General features: G+C 71.8%; 21 protein-coding genes. 14 read left to right on the top strand and 7 right to left on the bottom strand.

Going from position 1 to position 21626, the window contains the following annotated elements; all coding sequences use genetic code 11:
* The first annotated feature begins 177 nt into the window (after positions 1-177).
* Together ACH54P_RS08515 and ACH54P_RS08520 are read left to right on the top strand one after the other, a co-directional pair.
* Entirely contained in the window at positions 178-1407 is a 1230-nt protein-coding gene (locus ACH54P_RS08515; protein WP_489911791.1) for a hypothetical protein, read from the top strand.
* Complete coding sequence (locus tag ACH54P_RS08520; protein ID WP_489911792.1) at positions 1408-2202, top strand: GNAT family N-acetyltransferase; 795 nt, start codon at positions 1408-1410, stop codon at positions 2200-2202.
* Between the two features lie 8 nt (positions 2203-2210).
* Here ACH54P_RS08520 and ACH54P_RS08525 read toward each other — a convergent pair whose 3' ends face one another.
* Entirely contained in the window at positions 2211-2360 is a 150-nt protein-coding gene (locus tag ACH54P_RS08525) for a hypothetical protein (protein WP_489911793.1), read from the bottom strand.
* A gap of 166 nt (positions 2361-2526) precedes the next feature.
* On the opposite strand from ACH54P_RS08525, the gene ACH54P_RS08530 reads away from it, so the two are divergent.
* Together ACH54P_RS08530 and ACH54P_RS08535 are read left to right on the top strand one after the other, a co-directional pair.
* Positions 2527-3723 carry a hypothetical protein gene (locus ACH54P_RS08530; protein WP_489911794.1) on the top strand — a complete coding sequence of 399 codons (1197 nt, stop codon included), beginning with the start codon at positions 2527-2529 and terminating at the stop codon, positions 3721-3723.
* Between the two features lie 56 nt (positions 3724-3779).
* Positions 3780-4349 carry a dihydrofolate reductase family protein gene (locus tag ACH54P_RS08535; protein ID WP_489911795.1) on the top strand — a complete coding sequence of 190 codons (570 nt, stop codon included), beginning with the start codon at positions 3780-3782 and terminating at the stop codon, positions 4347-4349.
* Positions 4350-4358: 9 nt separating this feature from the next.
* Here the strand turns inward: ACH54P_RS08535 and ACH54P_RS08540 are convergent, their stop codons facing one another.
* Genes ACH54P_RS08540 through ACH54P_RS08550 form a run of 3 tightly spaced genes read right to left on the bottom strand, consistent with a single transcriptional unit; the run spans position 4359 to position 9886 of the window.
* The gene (locus tag ACH54P_RS08540) at positions 4359-6188 is read right to left on the bottom strand and encodes a glycoside hydrolase family 35 protein (protein WP_489911796.1); all 1830 of its coding nucleotides are present in this window, start codon (positions 6186-6188) and stop codon (positions 4359-4361) included.
* Positions 6185-8047, bottom strand: coding sequence for a glycoside hydrolase family 84 protein (locus ACH54P_RS08545; protein WP_489911797.1), 1863 nt, complete (start codon positions 8045-8047; stop codon positions 6185-6187). The genes ACH54P_RS08540 and ACH54P_RS08545 overlap by 4 nt, the downstream gene beginning before the upstream one ends.
* Positions 8048-8056: 9 nt before the next feature.
* Positions 8057-9886 (bottom strand): alpha-L-fucosidase, encoded by a 1830-nt coding sequence (locus ACH54P_RS08550; RefSeq protein ID WP_489911798.1) that lies wholly within the window; start codon positions 9884-9886, stop codon positions 8057-8059.
* Between the two features lie 285 nt (positions 9887-10171).
* Here ACH54P_RS08550 and ACH54P_RS08555 point away from each other — a divergent pair, with 285 nt between their 5' ends.
* Positions 10172-10963 (top strand): IclR family transcriptional regulator, encoded by a 792-nt coding sequence (locus ACH54P_RS08555; RefSeq protein ID WP_489911799.1) that lies wholly within the window; start codon positions 10172-10174, stop codon positions 10961-10963.
* A 172-nt stretch (positions 10964-11135) separates the two neighbouring features.
* Here the strand turns inward: ACH54P_RS08555 and ACH54P_RS08560 are convergent, their stop codons facing one another.
* The gene (locus tag ACH54P_RS08560; protein ID WP_489911800.1) at positions 11136-12497 is read right to left on the bottom strand and encodes an MFS transporter; all 1362 of its coding nucleotides are present in this window, start codon (positions 12495-12497) and stop codon (positions 11136-11138) included.
* A 150-nt stretch (positions 12498-12647) separates the two neighbouring features.
* Between ACH54P_RS08560 and ACH54P_RS08565 the strand changes: the two genes are divergently transcribed.
* Genes ACH54P_RS08565 through ACH54P_RS08585 form a run of 5 tightly spaced genes read left to right on the top strand, consistent with a single transcriptional unit; the run spans position 12648 to position 16878 of the window.
* Positions 12648-13538 carry a DUF6282 family protein gene (locus ACH54P_RS08565; protein ID WP_489911801.1) on the top strand — a complete coding sequence of 297 codons (891 nt, stop codon included), beginning with the start codon at positions 12648-12650 and terminating at the stop codon, positions 13536-13538.
* A gap of 12 nt (positions 13539-13550) precedes the next feature.
* Positions 13551-14414 carry a cupin domain-containing protein gene (locus ACH54P_RS08570; RefSeq protein WP_489911802.1) on the top strand — a complete coding sequence of 288 codons (864 nt, stop codon included), beginning with the start codon at positions 13551-13553 and terminating at the stop codon, positions 14412-14414.
* Positions 14411-15196: an HpcH/HpaI aldolase family protein gene (locus tag ACH54P_RS08575; protein WP_489911803.1), complete on the top strand. Its 786-nt coding sequence runs from the start codon at positions 14411-14413 to the stop codon at positions 15194-15196. Before ACH54P_RS08570 ends, ACH54P_RS08575 begins: the two co-directional genes overlap by 4 nt.
* An 18-nt stretch (positions 15197-15214) precedes the next feature.
* On the top strand, positions 15215-16135 hold the full coding sequence (gene kce, locus ACH54P_RS08580) for a 3,5-dioxohexanoate:acetyl-CoA acetone transferase (RefSeq protein WP_489911804.1): 921 nt from the start codon (positions 15215-15217) through the stop codon (positions 16133-16135).
* Positions 16132-16878 (top strand): SDR family NAD(P)-dependent oxidoreductase, encoded by a 747-nt coding sequence (locus tag ACH54P_RS08585; protein WP_489911805.1) that lies wholly within the window; start codon positions 16132-16134, stop codon positions 16876-16878. The genes kce and ACH54P_RS08585 overlap by 4 nt, the downstream gene beginning before the upstream one ends.
* Before the next feature lie 11 nt (positions 16879-16889).
* On the opposite strand, the gene ACH54P_RS08590 is transcribed toward ACH54P_RS08585, so the two are convergent.
* Positions 16890-17315: a pyridoxamine 5'-phosphate oxidase family protein gene (locus tag ACH54P_RS08590; RefSeq protein WP_489911806.1), complete on the bottom strand. Its 426-nt coding sequence runs from the start codon at positions 17313-17315 to the stop codon at positions 16890-16892.
* A gap of 117 nt (positions 17316-17432) precedes the next feature.
* On the opposite strand from ACH54P_RS08590, the gene ACH54P_RS08595 reads away from it, so the two are divergent.
* Entirely contained in the window at positions 17433-17699 is a 267-nt protein-coding gene (locus tag ACH54P_RS08595; RefSeq protein ID WP_489911807.1) for a GlsB/YeaQ/YmgE family stress response membrane protein, read from the top strand.
* Positions 17700-17719: 20 nt separating this feature from the next.
* Here the strand turns inward: ACH54P_RS08595 and ACH54P_RS08600 are convergent, their stop codons facing one another.
* Positions 17720-18826: a S1 family peptidase gene (locus ACH54P_RS08600; RefSeq protein ID WP_489911808.1), complete on the bottom strand. Its 1107-nt coding sequence runs from the start codon at positions 18824-18826 to the stop codon at positions 17720-17722.
* 839 nt (positions 18827-19665) lie between these two features.
* Here ACH54P_RS08600 and ACH54P_RS08605 point away from each other — a divergent pair.
* The 3 genes from ACH54P_RS08605 (at position 19666) to ACH54P_RS08615 (ending at position 21605) form a co-directional block, all read left to right on the top strand.
* The gene (locus tag ACH54P_RS08605) at positions 19666-19902 is read left to right on the top strand and encodes a hypothetical protein (RefSeq protein WP_489911809.1); all 237 of its coding nucleotides are present in this window, start codon (positions 19666-19668) and stop codon (positions 19900-19902) included.
* Positions 19903-20035: 133 nt separating this feature from the next.
* Positions 20036-20968: a mechanosensitive ion channel family protein gene (locus ACH54P_RS08610; protein ID WP_489911810.1), complete on the top strand. Its 933-nt coding sequence runs from the start codon at positions 20036-20038 to the stop codon at positions 20966-20968.
* 214 nt (positions 20969-21182) lie between these two features.
* A complete protein-coding gene (locus tag ACH54P_RS08615; protein ID WP_489911811.1) occupies positions 21183-21605 on the top strand; it encodes an ATP-binding protein in 423 nt (140 codons plus the stop codon).
* Positions 21606-21626 lie beyond the last annotated feature (21 nt).

Raw genomic sequence — 21626 nt, forward strand, 5'->3', positions numbered from 1 at the left:
CCGCCGCGGTGAGCTCTCCGCCGTGAGCAGAACGGCGTTCAACGCTCGTCCGGCCGTGATGAAAAGCGTTGTGACGCAAGGAAATGTCCTGCCGAACCCTGGAAATCGACGGGAACCGCCAGCACCTTCGGGTCTCCCATGGGTCGTCCTGTTCCCCTTTTCCAGGGAGGCAAAGCCATGTTCGGAAATCCGCTCCCCCGGCGGATCGGCGTACTGGCCGCGGCTTCGGCGGTCCTGCTCTCCGTGGTCGCGGCGCCCCCGGCCGAGGCGCTGGCCCCGGCGGACGTCCCCGCCGTCGGCGTCGACACCGGCCGCTTCAACCTGCCGATCAGCTGCGCGATCACGCTGCCGGACCTGGGCGGCACCAAGGTTTTCGACCTCGCGACCAACGTCGACGTCCAGGGCGTGGTCGCCACCAGCCTCGGACCGGGCCAGCAGTTCTCCCTTTCCCAGGGATCGGGCGCGATCACGTTCCCGACCTGGCTGACCGGGCTCGCCGGGACGGTCGGCATCGACCGCGCCGACGCCACGGTGTCGCAGCTGAGCATCGGCGCCACGCATGCGAACCCGCCGAGCATCAACGTCACCGAACCCCCGCAGACCATCAAGGACATCGTCATCAAGCCCGGTGAGCCGCTCACCGTGGGCCTGCCGCTGCAGGGCACCTTCGACGTCGGCCCGTTCACCGCACCGCAGAGCGGGACCGTGACGCTGAAGTTCGAGCAGGCGGTCGCGCACGTCACGCTCCGGGCGTCGTGGGGCCTGCAGCTCAAGGTGGACGCCACCTGCGTGCCCACCGCGGGCAACGCGCTGCTCACCATCGCGGTCGGCGGCCCGGCGGGGCAACCGGTGTCCCGCATCCACGGCGCCCCGCTGAACTTCCCGGCGGTCGCCCCCGGCTACCTCGACGGCATCATCAACGCGCCCTACCGGTGTTCGTTCGGCGGCGAGAACCTCGACGCGGGAATCGCGGTCGGCGGCACGATCCCGCTCACGGTGTCCCGCACCGGATCGATGTCGTTCACGAACGCCTCCGGCGCGCTGACCATTCCCAAGGAGACGGTGAACAAGCTGCTGGACAAGGGTTTCTCGGGCAGCTTCTCGGGCCGGGTCACGGAACTCGACCTGGTGGTGCGCGGCGGCTCCCCGGCGGTCCAGAACGTCGCCGGCGGCCTGGACATCCCGCCGACGCCGCTCGTCCGCGACCACGACATCGTGCTGCCGCTCCCCGCGACGGGCACCCTCGCCGCCGGCCCCTTCCGCCCCGACCCCGGCGCGACCAGCGTGGCGGTGTCGCTGGGTTCGGCCGCGGCGACGATCAGGTTCAACGGCGACGCCGGCGAGCTGCCGATCACCTGCGGTGCGCCGTCACCGGAGGTGTACCTGGTGGAGAACCCGGTGACCTGAGTGTGCCGGGCCCTGGGCGAGCCGCTCGCCCAGGGCCCGAGCATGCTGGGGGTCGTGTCGTACGGGTACCGGGCGGAGCAGGCCGTGCACCGCAGAACGGCGTCGGCCTGCCAGGCGGCCACGGAAGCGGGACTGCCGGGTCGCTTCGAGGCGTGGGTCCACGCCGGGCTGCTGGCCGTGCTGGCCACCGACCCGGCGCTGGGCTTCCTGTCGACGGTGACCGGGGTGAGCCGGGAGACCGTGGGCTCGGTGATCGACCTCGTGACCGCGCCGGTCTGGAACGGGGCGAAGCCCGCCGTGATCGGGGCGGACCTCGGGGAAACGCTGGCACCGGCGGGGTGGACGCGGACCGGGGAGCGCGTCCTGGCGGTCAAACGACTCGACGCGGACCCGCCGCCCGCCGAGACCGAGCCGTCCGTGATCGACGCCGGTGACACCTTCCTGCCGGTCCTGCTGGCCGGATACGAGGCGGAGGGGGCGGTCGCCGCCTTCCTCGCCGCGGAACACCGGCAGCCGGCGGTGCGGGGGTTCCTGGTCGTCGAGCGAGGGGTGCCCATCGCCGCCGCGGCCATGACGATCCACGGTGACGTCGCCGTGCTCGGGGGCGCCTCGACGCTCCCCGCGCACCGAGGCCGGGGCGCGCAGTCGCGGTTGCTGCGGCACCGCCTCCGGGTGGCCGGTGCCGCGGGCTGCGTCCTGGCCGTCGCGACGGCCCGTCCCGGCTCGGTCAGCGCGGCCAACCTCCACCGGGCGGGATTCCCCCTCCACCGTCGATCGGCCTGGACGAAGACCTGACCGCCGGATCACCCCGGCGGCAGGCCGCCGACGCGCTCGGTCTCGACCTGCCAGCCGGCGAGGACCAGGGTGCGGCGGGCGCGCTCGAGGCACGCCTGGTGCTCGTCGCCCGTCGGCTCGGGCTCGGGCCCGGCTTCGTGCTCGGTGTGCTCGGCCATCGGACCAGTCCCCTTTCGACGTCTGGATCACAGCACGCCGTCCGTTTCGCGCACGTCTCAATGTGAGACGCCGGAAGTTCACCGGCCCGCACGGCGAAGGTGTTGCGGATTCACCGGGGCCGAGCCTAGCGTGGGTCCGGGCATTGATCGGACTACTGGGGGTCTCATGTCACTGCGCCGCCGTCTCACCGGCACCGCGCTCGCCGCCGGGCTGCTCGCGGGGTCGCTCGTCGCGCCGGGCGCGGCCGTCGCCGCCGCCGGGCCGGTCACCCTGCCCGCCGGGCAGTACACCTTGAGCGCCGACTACCACCGGTTCGACACGGTCGACACCGCTCTCGTCTCGACGCTGGGTACAGCGGCCGTCCACACCGTGATGGACAACGCGAACCACGACCGCACGGCACTGCCGTCGTCGTTCTCGGTCCCCGGGCTCTCCGGCGGGTTCCGGTTCGACAGCGGCGACAACGCCGACTGCGCGAACTACCCGCAGGGCATCACGACCAGCCGGGACGCGGCCGGGACGGCGAACGGCGGCACCTACGACGGCCACCAGCTCGTCCTGGTCAGCTGGTACACCAAGGACGGCTGTGACGGCGCCCAGCAGCGCAGCCGCATCACCCTCGTCGACTGGGACGCCACCTACCCGAACCAGTACCGCAAGGTCCTGCTCGTCGAGCCCACCGGGACGGCGGCGGCGCCGGACTTCAAGGACATCCCGATCCACGCCGGCGGCGTGTCGTGGTACGGCGACTACCTCTACGTCGCCGACACCGGGCACGGCATGCGGGTCTTCGACATGCGCAAGATCCTCAAGACGAACACCGGCGGCACCGCAGACCAGATCGGCCGCCAGTCCTCCGGTGTCTACTACGCCCACAACTACGCCTACGTCCTGCCGCAGGTCGGCACGATCACGTCGAACACGACTTCGGGGACGAACCTGGCGTGGTCGTCGATCTCCCTCGACCGGGTCAGCAAGTCGATCGTCATGGCGGAGTACACCTGCCAGTCCGGCTGCTCGGCCTACCCCGATCGCGCGCCGCGGGCGATCCGCTACCCGTTCGCGCCCGGCGCGACGACGTTCGCCGCCTCGACGACGGCGAGCCAGGCCCTGCAGCTGCCCTGGTACAACCTCAACGGCGTGGCCTCGCACAACGGGCGCTGGTGGTTCAACTCCTCCGGCCAGAAGACGCTCTACTACTGGGCCCCCGCCACCGGCCCGGCCACGTACGCGTGGGTGGGCAGCGGAGAGAGCATCTCGTACTGGGAGGACGACACCACCGCCGATCTGCTGTGGACGCTGCAGGAAGGCGCGGGCAACCGCAACGTCTTCGCGGTGCGGCAGGCCACCTACGCCGGTTGAGGTAGTCTGGCCGCTTCGGACGGGGGAACACCCGGAGCCGGGAGGAGAGCACGCCGATGACCACCCGCGACAACCCGGTGCGTCCCCTCCGATACTCCATCAACGTCACGCTGGACGGGTGCTGCGACCACCGCGCGATCACCCCGGACGAAGAGCTGCACCGCCACCACACCGAGAACCTCGGCCGGGCCGATGCACTCCTCTTCGGCCGGGTGACGTACGAAATGATGGAATCGGCGTGGCGGCCGCCGGCGCCGGCCGGGACGAGACCCGGCTGGATGGAACCCTTCGCCCGGATGATCGACGCGGCGAAGAAGTACGTCGTGTCGAGCACCCTCGAGCAGGTCGGCTGGAACGCGGAGCTCGTGCGCGGGGATCTGGGCGAGGCCGTCCGGCAGCTCAAGCGGCAGCCGGGCCGGGGACTGTTCGTGGGCGGGCTGCGGCTCCCGCTGGCGTTGGCGGAGCTCGGCTTGATCGACGAGTACGAGTTCGTCGTGCAGCCCAGGCTGGCGGGCCACGGGCCGACGTTGTTCGCGGGCCTGTCGAAGCACGTCGACCTGAAGCTGGTGAGCCGCCAGGAGTTCGGCTCGGGCGCGGTGGCGATGCGGTACGAGCCGAGACGATAACCCCCGGCGTCAGCCCAGATCGGCTTCCGGGCGGATCTCGATCGCCGGGCCCGGCCGGTGCAGCTCGAGCACCACGATCTCGTTCTCTCCCCTGCGCCACAACGGCTTCGGCGCGTACAACGTCCGTTGCGGGCCGACCTTCCAGTAGCGGCCCAGGTTGAAGCCGTTGAGCCAGACGACCCCCTTCTCCCAGCCGGGCAGGGCGAGGAAGCCGTCGGCGGGGTCGGCGATCACGGCCGTCGCGCGGTGGAACGCCGGTCCCGCCGGCGTCCCCGGCGAAAACCGGAGCCGGGACAGGTCGTCGAGCGGGAGCGGGCGGGTCTCCCAGCCGAAGAGCTTCTGCTGGGTGTTCATCGCGACCCAGCCGTCGATGCCCTTGCGGTCGGCCAGGTAGGGGCCGTAGTTCACCCGGCCCATCGCGTCGACCAGGATGTCCAGCCGCGTGGCGGCCTTCTCCAGCTTCAGGTCCAGCGTCGCGGCCGGCTGGTTGCGGTCCAGCACGCCGATCTCCTGCCCGTCGGCGAAGACCAGGGCGCGGTCGGCGAGCCCGTGGATGCCGAGCGTTCCCGAGTGCGGTCCCGGCACCGTGGTGCGGTAGTGGATGAGGCCGGTGGCCTGCCCGACGCGTTCCATCGGCAGCGGTTGCGCGGATCGGACCGGCTTCGACAGCACCGGAAGGGCTTCGAGCAGCGACGCGGCACCGGTGGGGGTCACCGTCTGCGCGGGCAGCCGCGCGGAGCGGCCGGGCACCGGCCCCACGGGCGTCCGAGTGTACTTCGCCAGGACCGGACGCAGGGCGGTGAACTTCGCGCTCGTGTCGCCGGCCTCGCCGACCGGGGAGTCGTAGTCGTAGCTGGTGACCGTCGGCTGGTACGTCGTGCCCGAGGTGTTGGCCCCGCTGGTGAACCCGAAGTTCGTGCCGCCACAGGCCATGTAGAGGTTCACCGACGCGCCGGTGGCGAGCAGCGTGTCCACATAGGACGCCATCTGCGCAGCGTCGCGCGTGTGGTGCTCCTCGCCCCAGTGGTCGAACCAGCCGTCCCAGTACTCGGCCATCAGCACCGGCCGGCCCGGCTGGAACCGCCGGACCGCCTCGATGCCGGAGCGCGGATCGCCGTCGCCGGTCCCGGCCTCCAGGGTGCCCGGCAGGGAGCCGAAGCGCATGAAGAACTCGGATGCGCCGTCGGCCGCGAACAGCAGGCTGGTCAGGCCGCGGGCGCGCAGGCCGTCCCGCAGGTGCGCGAGGTAGCTCGTGTCGTTGCCGTAGCTGCCGTACTCGTTCTCGATCTGCACGGCGACGATCGGCCCGCCGTGCGCGGCTTCCAGCGGCACCAGCCGCGGGATCAGCTGGTCGTACCAGGCGTCCACGGCCTTCAGGTACGCCGGATCGGCGCAGCGCAGTTCCAGGTCGCGGTCGGCCAGCAGCCACGACGGCAGCCCGCCGAACTCCCATTCGGCGCAGATGTACGGGCTCGGCCGCACGATGACCTGGAACCCGAGGTCGCCGGCCAGGCGGACGAACGCGGGCAGGTCGCGCCACCCGCCGAAGTCGGCGCGCCCGGGCTTCGGCTGGTGGAAGTTCCACGCCACGTACGTCTCGATCGTGTTGAGCCCCAGCGCCTTCAGCCGTTCCAGGCGGTCACGCCACTGATCGGGGTGGATCCGGAAGTAGTGGATCGCACCGGAGACGATCCGGAACGGCTTGCCGTCGAGGAGGAACCGGTCGCCGGACACGCTCAGCCCGCGCCGGCCCGCGGCACCGGCCGGGGCGGCGAGCACCGCGCTCGCCGTGATCGCCGCCGCTCCCCCGAGGAAACTCCGCCTGCTCACCGAGGTCATGACCGCTCCCGCAGCCGGTCGAGGAAGGTGTCGAGGACGCCGTCGCCGACGAGGGCCTGCCGGACGCCCCACCGGTTGGTGTCGCCGGTCTTGACCGCCTCCGCCCGCGTCACGAGGGTGTCGGCGGCCGCGGTCAGCCGCTCGGCGCGGGCGCGGTCGCCCCTCGCCGCGGCGGACAGCGCGTCGAGCCGGGTCACCATCGCCTCGCCCCACAACGCCGTGGCGTCGAGCCACGGGCCGGCATCGGCGACGAACGCGCTCTGCACCGCACCGCCGCGGATCACGCCGGCCGCGTCGCGGATCCGGACCGCGTACGCGCGCAGGTCGGTCAGCGCCCGGTGGTCCCCCGCGTTCCAGCGGGCCCAGAACGCGGCGGTCTTCGCGGCGAGGACCGGCGCCTGGGGCTGCCACGGCACCGGGCCGAACGTCGGCGCCAGGTGTTCGAGGTCGGCGAACACCGTCAACGCCGCCGTCGCGCGCGGGTCACCGCCCGCGAGCCGGGCGAGGGCCCGCGGCCAGGACCTCTCCGGCGCGTACCCCGCGTCGTTCCAGGCGAAGTCCGCGGCCCCGAACTCGGCGACCTCGCTGGCCGCCTCCTGGTTCATCGGATTGGCGACGATCCCGTTGAGGTAGCGGGAAAGCCCGGCCTCCCGCTGGGCGTAGGGCGCGAGGAGCAGCCGGCCCGCCGACTGCTCGTAGTCGTTGACCGGGTAGTTGTCCCAGAGGAACACCTTGCGGCCGTACACGGCGGACACCTGGGCGGCCTCGTCCGTGGTCACGCTGGGCGGGACGACGTCGGTCCCGGTCCACTGCACGACCACCGACGGGTCGAGGTGCTCCCGCAGCTCGGTCTTGTACGGCGAGTCCTTCAGGTCGCTGTACTCGGTCGGCACGGTCTGCAGCGGCCGGACGCCGTCGTGGGTCTTGACGAACTCCCCGGTGATCGTGTTCAGCAGCGAGACCTGGGCCCGGCCCGCCGCGCCCTGCCCCGGCGCGCCGAAGGCCGCCTGGTCGGCGTCGCAGTTCCACTTCGTGTAGGAGATGTCGTCGAACGGCATCGAGAACGACCGGACGCCGAGGTCGTACACCGCCTGGAACTTCGCCTCGACCGCGGCCAGGTCGGCCGGCGAGGAGAAGCAGATCGACACGCCGGGCGAGAGCGCGTAGGTGAAGTCGACGTGGTGGGCGTCCGCCGACCGCACGAGCTCGCCGAGCGTGCCGAGTTCCTCCCGCGGGTACGGATCACGCCACCGCGCACGCAGGTAGGTGTCGTCCTTCGCGCTGTAGATGTAGGTGTTCGCCTTCACCTCGCCGAGGAACGCGAGCTGCCGCAGCCGGTCCGCGGTCGTCCACGGTGGACCGTAGAAGCCTTCGATCGACCCGCGCAGCGCCATGTTCGGCCAGTCGCGCACGGCCGCGCCGCGCACCGCCCAGCCGGGTCCCGACCGGACGAACAGCTGCCGCAGCGTCTGCACGCCGTAGTACTGCCCGGCGCCGTCGCGCCCGGCGATCGTGATCCCGGAGCGGGACACGTCGAGCGCGTAGCCCTCGGCCTGCTCCGGGACGTCCTGGCCGGCGCCGCCGAGGCGGACGGCGAGCCCGTGGCCGCTGCCGGTGATCCGCCGGACGCCGTGCTCGCGCAACAACGACGTGAGCAGGTCTTTCGCCGCGGCGTCGGTGCTGCCGTCGGTGACGAGCACGACCGACGACGGCACGGCCAGGTCCGGGGCGGACCGGGTGATCTGCTGCGGGGTCGGCGAAACCGGCGGCAACGGGCCGCTCGCGGTGGCGGGTCCGGCGGCGGTGAGGGTGGCGGCCACCACGACGGCGGCGAACAGGGCTCTGCGGCGGGCGGTCATGGCTCCCTCTCAGGCGGCGGGCACGGTGCGGTAGAGCGCGAAGGTGGCGAGGTGCGGGGTCGCGCGGGACTGCGTGACGACGACACGCAGGTGGGCGGCGGTGACCGGCGCGGGCAGGGTGACCAGCCGGGTGTAGCCGATGGTCGTCACGGAGGCCAGGGTCTGCCAGGCCCCGCCGACCTCCGCCTGCACCAGCGCGCCTTCGACGTGCTGGCCGCGCGTGATGTCCTCGCCGAGGCGGACCTGGTCGAACGTCGCGGGCCGCGGCAGCCGGAGGTCGAGGGTGCCGGTGAGCGCCCGGTGCGGGGGCGACCACGCGGTCGTGAGCGAGGAATCGGTGACGGCGCCGAGGGCTCCGGCCGCGAGGTTGCGCGCCTGCGTCCGGGCGATCGCCTCGCCGAAGCCGGCCAGCGCCGCCGTGTCGGCGACGGCGATCCGGCCGTCCGGGCCGGGCGGGACGTTGAGCAGCAGCGACGAGTTCCGCCCGACCGTGCGGCGGTGGATCTCGACCAGCTGCGCCGGGGACTTCGGCTGCTCGTCGGGGTGGTAGAACCAGCCGGGCCGGATCGAGACGTCGGACTCGGCGGGCGCCCACTGCAGGTACCGCACCGACGGGTCGGCGAGCACCTGGCGCGAGCCGAGGTCGGTCGCGGTCGCACCGCCGAGGAACAGCTCTTCGTTGTGCGCGGTGTTCGGGTCGCCGGTCGTCGGCAGCGGGCTCCACTCCGTCTCCCGCGCCTGCCCGGCCTCGGTGCCGACCCAGCGCACGCCCGCGGGCCCGGCGAAGGTGACGGTGTCCGGGGACAGCGCGTGGATCAGCCGGAACCACGTGGTGAAGTCGTAGGTCTCGCCGATCCCGCGGTCGCGCCAGGGGTTCGCGCCGTCCAGCCACAGCTCGTCGATCGGGCCGTACTGGGTGAACAGCTCGTAGAGCTGGTTGAGGTAGTAGGTGTTGTAGTCGTCTTCGTCGACAGTGAAGCGCGGCAGCTTCCCGGCCGCGAGGGCGCCCGCGCGGTCGTCGCCGGGCACCAGCGTCGGGATCGTGCGGCGGGTGACCGGGCTGTTCGTGCCGTAGCGGCCCTGCCCCTGGGGCGCGCTCGCCCGGTCTTCGTAGGTGGCCTGTTCTTCGATGCTCAGCGGCTGCCCGGCGGCGACCTCGGCCTCGATCCGCCGCACCTCGTCGGCGAAGAACTGCTTCGGCAGCTCGGCCCCGTCGGCGGGTGAGAGGTAGACACCGACCTTGAGCCCGGCCGCCCGCGCGGAGTCGACGTAGTCGCGCAGGACGTCGCCACGCGGGTTGGCGCACGGGGTGTTCCGCGTCCGCCAGTACGCGGCCGGGTCCGTCGCGCGCGCCGCCTCCGCCGCGTCGCGGGCAGCGTCGGTGCAGCCCGGGGTCACCCACCACGGGCTCGCGACCACCGAGTGGTTGGTGTAGCGGGTCGGGTAGAGGACGAAGCCGTCGTGGTGCTTGGCCGTCAGCATCACCTGCGTGACCCCGGCGGCCTTCAGGGACCGCATCCACTGGTCCGTGTCGACAACCGGTGGCGCGAAGGCGGACTCCCGCTCGGCACCGGAACCCCATTCGCGGTCGGTGAAGGTGTTCATCCCGAAGTGGGTGAAGGCGGTGACGGGCCGCTGCTGCCAGGCGAGCTGCCCCGCCCGCGGGACGACCGCCGCGGCCTTGGCCACGATCCGGGCGGGGCTGTCGCACGCCTGGACGGTCATGATGCTCGCGGGGCGGATCGGCCCGCCGCAGCCGTCGTCCGCGGCAGCCGGGGAAACCACCGTCAGGGCACCGGCGACGAGGGTGACGGCGAGGACCAGACCGCGGATCGGCATGACGCTCCTCGTGACGGACCGCGGCCACGAACCCGGCGGCGGCGAGGCGGGGTGGACGCTGGCCAGACTAGGTCGGCGATCCATCGGATGTCTAGACCTGACCAGTTGACAAGGAATGTCGTGGAGATGTCACGGCTGACTGTTGGACAGCGACTTTGCTCGGTCCTCACGGCGCATTCCCTTTCGGAGGCCGCCGACATTGATCCGATGGATTGACGGTCCGGTAGCCTGACGGACGTGTTCACGAAGTGAACAGCGGTACCAGACGTCCCGGCGGAGGCTCCCGTGACCAAACCGACGCGGTCCCCGGACGCCCGCGGCGACCAGGCGGACATCCAGGCGGTGAGCCGGGTCAGCCAGATCCTGTCGTTGTTCGAGCCGGCCACACCCGAAGTCACCGCGGCCCAGGTCGCCGAGCGGCTCAGCCTCAACCGCACCACTGCGTACCGGTACTGCACGTCCCTCGTCGCGGCCGGGCTGCTGGAGCGCAGCCCCGACGGCGGTTACGTGCCCGGCGGCCTGCTGCTGCAGCTCGGCGCGTTCGCCATCGGCCACCGCCGCGTCGTCAACCTGGCGCCGCGGCACATGCAGGCGCTGTCGCGCGCGACGCAGACCAGCGTGGTGCTCAGCCTCTGGGGCCTCACCGGCCCGGTGGTGTCCCGGGTCGAGGAGAACGTCTCGACGATCGTCGTGGTGTCGGTGCGGGTCGGCAGCCACCTGCCGCTGGACACCGCGCAGAGCAAGGTGTTCCTCGCCTACCACGCCGACCAGCTGTCGATGGAGCGGCTGATCGCGAACCTGTCGGGCGCGGCGCGGGACGAGCTGCGCGCCGACGTCGAGCGGGTCCGCGAGGTCGGCCACTGCTCGGCGATGAGCACCCCCGGCATCGTCGCGGTGGCGGCGCCGGTCTTCGACGAGTACGGCATCTGCGCCACCCTGGCGATCGTCGGCCCGGACAACACGCTCTCGATGGCCGCCGACACACCCGAGCTGCGCGTCGTGGTCGACACGGCCCGCGAGCTGACCCACGAACTGGGCGGCCACTACCGCCCCGACGACGTCCAGCGGGCGGTCTAGCCGCCGCGACGCGGGCTAGCGCTGCCGAGGAGCATCCCCCGCACGGGGGGGGCGATCCGCGCTGCGACGGCCGGGTCGCCGAGGGTCATGCTGCCGAGGACCAGGTGGCCGCCGGGCGCGTCGTGGTCGACACGCCCTCACGAGCGAGCGGTCCAGCCGCCCTCTCGTCCACTCAGGACAGTGCGGGAATCGTGCTGTCGTCGGCCATGTCGACGTCCTTCGTCTCCGGGCCGAGGAAGCCGCCGAGGCTGATCAGGGCTCCGGCCAGGACGATCAGCACTCCCGGGGCCAGGTGGGCCGGCATGACTCCGTCGAACCGCTGCAAATAGAACTGGTAGAACGCCGGGGCGATGAGCGCCAAGCTGTACCCCACGCCGTAACCGGTCGAGCGGATGCTCGCCGGGAACCGCTCGGTCAGGTACGCCGCGATCGGGCCGAACGTGCCGACCGTGAAGACCCCGATCAGCACGCCGAAGCCGAGCGCCGCGCCGAAACCGCCGTCCGACGTCATCAGGAGCGTGTACGAGCCGGCGCCGATCACCAGGACCGCCAGGCCGTAGCCGATGTAGAAGCGCCGGCGCCCGATGCGCTGGGACAGCAGGCCGAAGAGCGGGTAGGACAGCGCGGCCGCCGCGTTGATCACGAGCATCGTCATCGTGACCTCCTTGCTCGACAGCTGGAGGTGCGCCTTCAGCTGCGCGGGCGTCACCGCGGCCTCCATGTTGGTCGCCAGCCACGTGCCGGTCATCAGCACGAACACCTGCGCCAGCGCCCGCGGGTACTTCACCACCAGCCGCACCAGCGGGAGCTTGTGCTTCTCGCCGGTGAGCTCGGCCGGCGGCTCGTGCACCTGCTTCTGGTAGTACCGGAACAGCACGGCCGCCAGCACGGCGCCGACGAGGAACGGCACCCGCCAGCCCCACTGCACGTAGGCGCTGTGCAGGCCGGCGGACGGCAGCAGCTGCAGCATCAGCAGCGTGATCGCGGCGATCATGGCGTACGCGGCCGGTGACGTCGACGTGATGATCGACGCGTAGAGACCGCGCTTGTGCTTCGGGCTCCACTCCATCGCCAGCGGCACGGCGGTCGTGTACTCGCCGCCGAGGAAGATCCCGTCCACGAACCGCAGCGCGATCAGCAGGCCGACCGACCACATCCCGATCGTCTCGTGCCCGGGCAGGCACGCGGTCAGCAGCGTGATCGTGCCGAACCCGCCCACCGCGACCAGCGTCGTGCGCTTGCGCCCGACCGTGTCGGCGAAGTGGCCGAAGATCACCGCGCCGAGCGGGCGGCCGATCAGCGTCGACGCGAACACCAGCGACGCCAGCAGCGCCGTCGTGCTCGCGCTCAGGTTCGCCGCCTGGAAGTACGCCGTCGCCGGCGCCAGCACGACGATCGGCAGGTAGATGTCGAACTGGTCGACGAAGTAGGCGAGCGTCCCGCCGCGGACCGCGGCGCGGACCTTGGCGATGTCCGGACCGTGCGGGGTACCGGGACGAGCGGCCGTCTCTGCGGAGCGGGGCGGTGTGGACATCGTCGTCCTCCGGGAGTTCCGAACTGAATGTTCACCAAGTGAACGCACGTCACCCTAAACATGCGTCCCGCGATGCACAAGAGCGGTCACAGGGTTGACAGGCGGTCTTATAGTGAACTGTGACTTCATAATGCGAACGAAAGGCGACCCATGAGCCCGCGCCCCGCCATCGCCTCGGTCCTGGACGGCCTGGTCGACATGCACGTCCACTCCGGCCCCAGCCCGTTCCCCCGGCGCTTCGACCACGTCGAGGCCGCGGAAGACGGCGCCCGGATCGGGATGCGGGCCATGGTCGCCAAGTCCCACCACCACAACACCCAGATGGACATCCTCGCGATGAAGGGCCGCTTCGCCGGCGTCGCCGCGGAGGCCTTCGGCGGGATCGCGCTGAACAGCACCGTCGGCGGGCTCAACGTGCACGCCGTCCGGATGTGCCTGCGCATGGGCGGCAAGGTCGTCTGGTTCCCCACCATCTCCTCCGGCCGGCACATCGAGTGCCACCCCGAAGACGGCGCCTTCCCGACCACCACCGTGCCGCTGACCCTCGAGCGCATCGACGTCGTCGACGGGAACGGCAACCTCAAGCCCGAGGCGGGCGAGATCCTCGACGAGATCAAGGACCAGGAAGCCGTCGTCAACGGCGGGCACATGTACCCGGAGTACATCCGCACGCTGTTCCAGGCCGCGAAGGAACGCGGCATCACGCGGATGGCCGTCAGCCACCCCGACTTCGTGATCGGCGCGGATCCGGCGCTCTGCCGGGAACTCGTCGAACTCGGCGCGTTCGTCGAGCACGAGGTCGGCATGTACGACCCCGAGGGCACCCAGAAGTGGGACCCGAAGCAGCTGCTGACCTGGATCGAAACGCTCGGCCCCGAGCACACGGTGCTGGCCTCGGACTTCGGCCAGCGGGCCAACCCCAAGCCGGTCGACGCCTGGCTTCGGGTCGGCGAGGCGCTGCTCGACCTCGGCCTGCCGGAGAAGGACCTGCGGCGCATGGTCCGCGACAACCCCGGCTACCTGCTGAACCTCGACGCCTGAAAGGACCTTCCCGTGTACGAAAAGGACGATCCCCGCTCGTCGCTGGCGACGGCGGCCCGGCCCGGCACCGGCGACCCGATCGCGGCACCGCAGTACTTCGACCTGCGCACGGCTTCCGTCGTCCGGGCGCAGAACGTCATCCTCGTCCACACGCAGGCGCGGGACGGCGACGACCTCGACAACGGGACCCTGGAAGGAGAACTCGCCGTCATCGTCACCGGCGGCTCCCCCGCCTTCACCGTCCTGACCGACGACGGCGCCACCCGGATCACGGAACCCGGGCTCGTCGTGGTCCCGCCGGGAGCTTCGCGGATCGGCGTGCACGGCGACGGCCCGCTGGTCCGGCTGGTCGAGGCGACGGAACCGGCCTGGCGGGACCGGGCGGTCAACGCCGGCGCCTACACCGAGGACCACCCGCGCGTCACGCTGCTGGAGCGCTGGCCGGAACCCGCCGGCCCGCGCGTCCGGTTCTACCCGCTGTCGCGGGTGCCGGACGACCCGAAGCGGTTCGGGCGGATCTTCCGCACGCGCTCGTTCATGGTGAACTTCCTGCCACCGCAGGACGGCCCCCGCGACCCGCGCAAGCTCTCGCCGCACCACCACGACGACTTCGAGCAGCTTTCCCTGGCCGTGCAAGGGGAATACGTCCACCACATCCGCACGCCGTGGCTGACCGACAGCACCACCTGGCGCGAAGACGAGCACGTGCGGCTCGGCAGCCCGTCCGTCGCGATCATCCCGCCGCCGGCCGTGCACACCTCCGCGGCGAGCGATCCCGGCGTGAACCAGCTGATCGACGTCTTCAGCCCGCCCCGGCGGGACTTCTCGGAGAAACCGGGCTGGGTCCTGAACGCCGACGACTACCCGATGCCGTGAACGGGCGCACCGGGGGCGGGCTGTTCGGCCGCGCCGCCACTCCCGTGGGCACCTGGCTGAAGATCGCCTCGGGCGAGCCGGTCGAGATCATGGCGTTCGCCGGGTTCGACTTCGTCGTCGTCGACCTCGAACACGCGCCACTGGACCTGCAGACCGCGTACCGGCTCGTCAACTCCGCCGCCGCGCTGGGCGTGGTGCCGCTCGTGCGGGTGCCGGACAAGACGCCGTCGACGATCCAGAAGATCCTCGACGCAGGCGCCATGGGCATCCTCGTCCCGCACGTCGACACGGTCGAGGAGGCGGCCGCCGTCGGGCGGGCGTGCCGGTTCCCGCCCGACGGCGCCCGCGGTGCCGGCGGCACCAGCCGGGCCGGGGCGTGGGGGCTGCGCCCGAACGCCGAGTACCTGGCGGCCGGCAACGACGACGTCCTCTGCATCCCGCAGCTGGAAAGCGTCGAGGCGATCAAGGCCGCCCCGGGGATGCTGGCACTGGACACAGTGGACGCGGTGTTCGTCGGCGCGGCCGACCTGGCGATGTCGATGGGGTCGACCCCCACCTCGCCCGACGTGCTCGACCTGATCGCCTCGGCGATCTCGGCGGCGCACGACGCCGGCAAGCGCTGCGGCCTGGCCTTCGGCGGCGCACCCGGCCGCGCAACCCAGGCAGTCCGCGACGGCTGCGACTTCGTCCTGCTCAGCAACGACACGACGATGCTGGCCGAGGCCGCGCGGGACCTGGTCAAGGCGTTCCGCAAAGCCACGGCCGACGCGCCGACGGGCTGAGCACGAAGAGGAGAACTGATGCGCACGGCCGAAAAGGTCATCATCACCACCGCGATCACGGGGTCGGTGCACGTCCCGTCGCAGAGCCCGTACCTGCCGCTGTCCGCCGACGCAGTGGCCGACTCGGCTTTGGAAGCCATCGAGGCCGGGTCGGCCGTCGTGCACCTGCACGCCCGGGAGCCGGACGGGCGGCCGACCGCCGAGCCGGAGGTGTTCGAGAAGATCGTCGGGCGGATCAGCGCGCAGACCGACGCCGTCGTCAACATCACCACCGGCGGCGCCTCGTCGATGACGATGGACGAGCGGCTCGCGGCCGCGTACCGGCTGCGGCCGGAGCTCGCGTCGATGAACATGGGGTCGATGAACTTCGTCTGCTCGGGCATCGCCGGCAAGGTGACGCGGTGGCAGCACGACTGGGAGAAACCCTATGTGCTCAACACCTACGCCCGCCCGTTCGTGAACACCTTCGACCAGATCGAGCACACGCTGCGGACGCTCGGCGAGTCCGGGACGCGGTTCGAGTACGAGTGCTACGACATCGGGCACCTGTACTCGCTGGCCCACTTCGCCGACCTCGGCCTGGCGAAACCGCCGCTGCTGATCCAGGGCGTGTTCGGCGTCCTCGGCGGGATCGGCGCCGACCACGCGAACCTGGAGCACATGGTGCGGATCGCCGACAAGCTCTTCGGTGCCGACTACTTCTTCTCGGCCTTCGCCGCCGGCCGCGACCAGCTGAGCTTCGGCACGCACAGCGCGTGGCTCGGCGGCCACGTGCGCGTGGGCCTGGAAGACAGCCTGTGGCTGGGCAAGGGCCGGCTCGCCGAGAGCAACGCCCAGCAGGTGCGCAAGATCCGGGCGGTCGTCGAGGAACTGGGCAAGCCCATCGCCACCCCGGCCGACGCCCGGGCGATGCTGGCGCTGCGAGGAGGAGAGGCATGAGCCTGCTGACGGGAAAAGTGGTCCTGGTCGTCGGGGCCGGCTCGGGCATCGGCGCCGACGCGGCCCGGGTGTTCGCTGCCGACGGTGCGTCGGTGATGCTCGTGGCCCGCACCGAAGAGCCGCTGGCGAAACTCGCCTCGGAGCTCTCCGGCCACGACGTCGCCTACACGACCGGCGACGTTTCCTCCGCGGAGAGCGTGACCGCCTTCGTCGACGCGACGGTCGAGCGGTTCGGCCGGCTCGACGGCGCGTTCAACAACGCGGCGATGGGCCAGGGCGGGCGCCTCGACGCGGTGCCCGAAGCGGACTTCGACCGGATCATGGCCGTGAACGTCAAGGGCACGTGGCTGTGCCTGCGCGAAGAGGTGCGCGTGATGGAACCGCGGGGCTCCGGCTCGATCGTCAACGTGAGCAGCATCGGCGGCCTGCGCGGCAGCTCCGGCATGGGCGCGTACCAGGCGACGAAGCACGCCGTGATCGGCCTGACCCGGACCGCCGCGCACGACTTCGGGCCGCTCGGCATCCGCGTCAACGTGCTCGCCCCGGGCCCGACGGAGACGCCGATGCTCGACGAACTCCGCCGCACGATCCCGGGCGGCGTGGAGGCGCGGATCGCCGCCACGCCGCTGCGGAAGGCGGGCACGGGCCCGGAGGTCGGCGCGACGGCGGCGTTCCTGCTGAGCGACCGGGCGAGTCACCTCAGCGGGGTGGTCCTCCCGGTCGACGGCGGGTTCACCGCCTGAGCCGCCGCCGCTCAGCCCGGGCCGAGGTCGGCCGACAGCCAGTTCTCCGGTCGCAGGAACACGACGACGTGCTCGCCGATCCGGTCCCGTTCGAACGCCAGGAAACCGTCGACCTTGTCCGGGGCCAGGTAGCGCGCCGCCATCTCCCGCGCGCGCTCGTCGTCGTCCGGGGCGGTCCGGGTCACCGGCCCCTCCACCGAGACGTAGCGGACCGTCGGCTCGGTGCGCTGCACCAGCAGGCTGAACCGGCCGGCCACCTCGATCGCCCGCGCCTTCCGCGTCCCGGGCGGGGTGCGCACCCACAGCTCACCGCCCGGCGTGTACTGGTACCAGATGGGGACGGTCAGCGGGGCACGATCGGGCCGCTCGACGACCGACAGCGCACCGACGTGGGGTTGCGCCAGGAACTCTTCGCGTTCTTCCTTGGACAGCACCATGCGTCCGAAGCTACCCGGGGGGTCCGACAAAACCGGCACCTCCGCACGTCGCACGGCGTTCCACAGTGGACGTGTGCCATCCTGGGCCCTCGGAAGACGCAGACGAGAGGACATGCGGTGGGCATTCTCAGCTGGATCGTGCTCGGCCTCATCGCCGGGGTGATCGCGAAGGCCCTCATGCCGGGCAAGGACCCCGGCGGCTGCATCATCACGATGCTGCTCGGCGTCGCCGGCGCGTTCGTCGGCGGCTGGGTCGGCAAGACCCTCTTCCACACGCAGCTCGGCACGTTCTTCGACCTGCGCACCTGGGGCCTGGCGATCCTGGGCGCCCTGATCATCCTCGTCGGCTACCGGTTGCTCTTCGGCGGCCGCCGCCGCGACTGACGACGGCCGCCGAAGGATCGTCAGTTCAAGGTGACGCCGTACGCGCTCAGCGCCTCGCCGACCGGCTGGAAGTAGGAGGTCCCGCTGCCCTTGCCGGAGGTGATGCCGAGGCCGACGCTGCCGGCGAACAGGCAGCCGCCCGAGTCACCGGGGTTGACCAGCGCGTTCGTCTGGATCAGCTGGTAGACCGAGCCCTCGGCGTAGTTCACCGTGACGTTGAGCCGCTGCACCGAGCCCGACGTGAGGTGGGAGGTGCTGCCGCTCTTGCTGATCCGCTGCCCGACGGTCGCGGTGCCGGCCGAGCTGATCCGCTGGGTGGAACCGTTCCACAGGGTGACCGCGCCGGGCGCGCTGCCGGTGGTGTTGCGGATCAGCCCGTAGTCGTTGTTCGGGAAGCTCGAGCCCTGCGACGGACCGACGTTCCACTGCGACACCGCCCGGGTGCAGTGGCCGGCGTCGACGATGTAGTTCTGGCCGCCGCGGTTGGTGTTGAAGCCGACCGAGCAGCGGGTGCCGCCGCCGGTGATGGCTTCGCCGTTGTAGATCGCGGTGTGCATCTCGCCGGCGACCCGCTCGACCCGGACCCGGTCGCCGAGCGATTCGGCGGCCCTCAGCAGGGCTTCGGTGCCCTTGGCCGCGTCCGCCACGGTCAGCACGACCTGGTTGGTCTTCGGGTCGAGACCGACCGAGGTGTGCGCGACCACGGGCAGCGCCTGCAGGGCGTCCTGCGCGCTCGCCAGTGCGGCGCTCGAGTGCTTGACCAGCCGGGCCTGCGCCCCGCCGCGCCGGGCCTGATCCGCGGCGGCCTGGTCGAGCACGTTCACCACCGGCTGGGCGGCGGCGTCGAGGTAACCGCCGGCGGCGCGGGCGCCGAGGGAGGCGGTGACCTGGTGCAGGGTTTCGGCGCTCGCCGGCTGCGTGCGCAGCAGGGCGACGGCGGCGGATTCGCTGATCCCGGCCTCCGCGGCGAGGGAAGCGACCGCCTCGGCCTGGACGGTGGCCGAGTAGCCGTCGATGGTGGTCGCGGTGGCGCCGGCGGGGGCGAAGAAGCCGATGGCCGCGACGGCGGCCACCAGTGCGGTGGCGGAGCGGGCGAGCAGGTGGTGTCCCGGGGACGTTCTGCGCATGCCGGTAACTCACTTTCGCGGGGGGAAGGCCGGCGCGAGGGGTGGCCACGCCGGCCACGGTGGGGGTAGCCGGCCACGAAGGGGCCGGTCCGCTCGAGGGTGATCCGCGGCGGGAACCGGCGGTACCGACTTTCGTCGGACAGGACAAAAGATAGGTACCGGGCAATTCGCCTACGGAGGAGTTCGCGCACAGTAACCGGACAGCGAAGCACCGCCACCCACCAGAAGAGCACCTGGTCGGCAGACGAAACAGCGCTCGACGGCCCTTATCGAAGGGAAAACCGTGTGCCACACAGCCTTTCAGGCAGGAGATCGGCGGAAAGCCCGGCATTCGACGAGCAAACTGGGGCGACGGGCGGGTTTTCGCCGTCCGCCGCGCGAGAATCGCGGCGCGCACGACAGCCGCCGGAGCGGGGTGCTGCCACGGCAGGCGTGGCGGGAAACGCGCTCGGTCACCGAACTCCGGGACGGCTCGAGGTTCCCCGGCCGCGGCGTCCGCACCGGAACGGCGCGGGCCGGTTCCCCCACCCCCGGCGGCGGCTTTCCGTGGGCAGCCACGGAAAGCGAGCCCGCCGGTCACTGTGCGCTGCTCCGGCGTACGAGTGGTCTCCCCGCCGCCGCCCCGCCGGAGGCGTACCGTTTCAAGTACGGACATGGCGCGCTCTCCCTCCCCCCTCGGAGCGCGCCGTGCCCGCCCCGGGTATCAGCGGAGATGTTGTGCCACAGTGGGTTTTGAACTGAGGTGAACGAGAATCCACTGTTCGCCTGAAAGCGCTCCCCGCGTCGGTTGTCTATCCTGGACAGCGGCACGAACCCTCGGTTCCGGGAAGATACGCGACATGAACGACCAGCGGCAGGTGCTCGTCCGGGCGGAGTCCCGGCGCGTCTCCGTTCCCGATGTCGACGGCGGCCACGAGACGTTTTCCTACTCCGGTGTCACTCTCACCCGCGTCAGCGCCGGCTTCCCGCACGAAGAGGTCTGGCTGCCCATGGGCGACCGGCCCAGCGAAGGCGACGACGAAGCCCTCATCACCGCTTTGCGTGACGCCTTCCTCTGGCGCAGCGGGCTCAACTGATCACACGGCGCTGACCTGCACCGATCGGGACGCAAGATCCTCCGGGCGGGTGAGGTGCCCGTTTACTGCGCGTATCGACGGGAATGCGGTCATCACCCCCCGTTCGACGTCCCCGGGAAAGGAACACCGAGCCATGGACACCCCCTCTGCAGCCGGGCCCCTCCGCCTGGCCGCGGTCGACGTGCAGGGCGGCATCTCCGACGCCTGGCGCGCGGTCGCGACGTTCGTGCCGAAACTGCTGGCCTTCCTGATCATCCTGGTGATCGGCTGGATCGTTGCGAAAGCGCTCGGGAAGCTGGTCGACAAGGTCCTCGAACGGGTCGGGTTCGACCGGCTCGTCGAGCGCGGCGGCCTGAAGACCGCCCTCGAACGGTCGTCGATGGACGCCTCGGACGTCGTCGCGAAGATCGTCTACTACGCGATCCTGCTGATCGCGCTGCAGATCGCCTTCGGGGTCTGGGGCCCCAACCCCGTCTCGGACCTGCTGACCGCCATCGTGGCGTGGCTGCCGCGGGCGATCGTCGCGATCGTCATCATCGTCGTGGCCGGCGCCATCGCCGCCGCGGTGAAGAACCTCATCGGCTCGACGCTGGGCGGCGTCTCCTCCGGGCGCGTCGTCGCCACCATCGCCTCGGTGTTCGTCTGGGCGCTGGGCATCATCGCCGCGCTGAACCAGGTCGGCATCGCGACCACGGTCACCACGCCGGTGCTGATCGCCGTCCTGGCGACCGTCGGCGGCATCGCCGTCGTCGGGGTCGGCGGTGGCCTGGTCACGCCGATGCGGTCGCGGTGGGAGCGCTGGCTGGACCGCGCCGAGCACGAAATCCCCGCCATGCGCCACCACGCCGAGGACACCGGCGGGACCCCGGCGCACGCCCGCCGCGGTGCCGAAGGCCGGCCGGACGACGCCACGCGCCGGGACTTCGCCCGCGCCTCGACCCCGGCCGGCGAGCCCCCGGCCCAGCCCGGCACGCCCGACGCCGGCACGGCCTACCTGCCCGCCGGCGGCCAGTTCAGCTCCCCGCAGCCGCCCGAGGATCCCGGCACCACCCGGCCCGGCCGTTGACCGGCGGCCACCCCATGACGCGGCCCCGACGTCCGAGCGGGGACGGCGGGGCCGCGCCGCGCGCCCACCGAAATCGGCCGCGCGGAGCATCCCGGCACCGCCCGGCCCGGCCGTTGACCGGCGGCCACCCCATGACGCGCCCACCGAAATCGGCCGCGCGGAGGAGTAACCGGCGCGATCCGGGGTAGCTCTGCGAGGAAGGAGGAGTCGCACGGTGGCAGTGAACTGGGGCACGACCAGCGAACCGGGCTGGCAGGTGCTGAACGTGGCCGGAACCGACCCCTCGGGTCTGGCCGCCGCGCGCCGGTGGGCCGAGGCCCGGCTGGCGTCGCTCACCGAGGCACACCGGGTCGATGCGCTGATCGTCGTCGGGGAGCTGCTGGAGAACGCCTACGTGCACGCCGGCGGGCCGTACCAGCTGCGGATCCACCGGGCCCACGACCCGTGCGAGGTGACCGTGGCCGTCGCCGACGTCGGGACCGGCGAACCGCGCCTGCGGGTCCCCGGCCGCAGCGGTGGCCGGGGACTCCTGCTCGTCGACCAGCTCTCCCTCGTCTGGGGCGTGAGCCACCACGACGACGGCAAGGTCGTCTGGGCGCGCCTGGAGTGCGAAGAATCGGCAATCATCGATTCGTAACCGATGCGGTTCCCGAGCCCC

The sequence above is a fragment of the Amycolatopsis sp. N2S4-7 genome (genome assembly GCF_058119595.1).

What these genes read in the sequence shown, in the direction of transcription:
- ACH54P_RS08515 (WP_489911791.1), top strand. Translation starts at nt 178, where the DNA reads ATGTTCGGAAATCCGCTCCCCCGGCGGATCGGCGTACTGGCCGCGGCT.
- ACH54P_RS08525 (WP_489911793.1), bottom strand. Translation starts at nt 2,360, where the DNA reads ATGGCCGAGCACACCGAGCACGAAGCCGGGCCCGAGCCCGAGCCGACG.
- ACH54P_RS08530 (WP_489911794.1), top strand. Translation starts at nt 2,527, where the DNA reads ATGTCACTGCGCCGCCGTCTCACCGGCACCGCGCTCGCCGCCGGGCTG.
- ACH54P_RS08535 (WP_489911795.1), top strand. Translation starts at nt 3,780, where the DNA reads ATGACCACCCGCGACAACCCGGTGCGTCCCCTCCGATACTCCATCAAC.
- ACH54P_RS08540 (WP_489911796.1), bottom strand. Translation starts at nt 6,188, where the DNA reads ATGACCTCGGTGAGCAGGCGGAGTTTCCTCGGGGGAGCGGCGGCGATC.
- ACH54P_RS08545 (WP_489911797.1), bottom strand. Translation starts at nt 8,047, where the DNA reads ATGACCGCCCGCCGCAGAGCCCTGTTCGCCGCCGTCGTGGTGGCCGCC.
- ACH54P_RS08550 (WP_489911798.1), bottom strand. Translation starts at nt 9,886, where the DNA reads ATGCCGATCCGCGGTCTGGTCCTCGCCGTCACCCTCGTCGCCGGTGCC.
- ACH54P_RS08560 (WP_489911800.1), bottom strand. Translation starts at nt 12,497, where the DNA reads ATGTCCACACCGCCCCGCTCCGCAGAGACGGCCGCTCGTCCCGGTACC.
- ACH54P_RS08565 (WP_489911801.1), top strand. Translation starts at nt 12,648, where the DNA reads ATGAGCCCGCGCCCCGCCATCGCCTCGGTCCTGGACGGCCTGGTCGAC.
- kce (WP_489911804.1), top strand. Translation starts at nt 15,215, where the DNA reads ATGCGCACGGCCGAAAAGGTCATCATCACCACCGCGATCACGGGGTCG.
- ACH54P_RS08585 (WP_489911805.1), top strand. Translation starts at nt 16,132, where the DNA reads ATGAGCCTGCTGACGGGAAAAGTGGTCCTGGTCGTCGGGGCCGGCTCG.
- ACH54P_RS08590 (WP_489911806.1), bottom strand. Translation starts at nt 17,315, where the DNA reads ATGGTGCTGTCCAAGGAAGAACGCGAAGAGTTCCTGGCGCAACCCCAC.
- ACH54P_RS08600 (WP_489911808.1), bottom strand. Translation starts at nt 18,826, where the DNA reads ATGCGCAGAACGTCCCCGGGACACCACCTGCTCGCCCGCTCCGCCACC.
- ACH54P_RS08605 (WP_489911809.1), top strand. Translation starts at nt 19,666, where the DNA reads ATGAACGACCAGCGGCAGGTGCTCGTCCGGGCGGAGTCCCGGCGCGTC.
- ACH54P_RS08610 (WP_489911810.1), top strand. Translation starts at nt 20,036, where the DNA reads ATGGACACCCCCTCTGCAGCCGGGCCCCTCCGCCTGGCCGCGGTCGAC.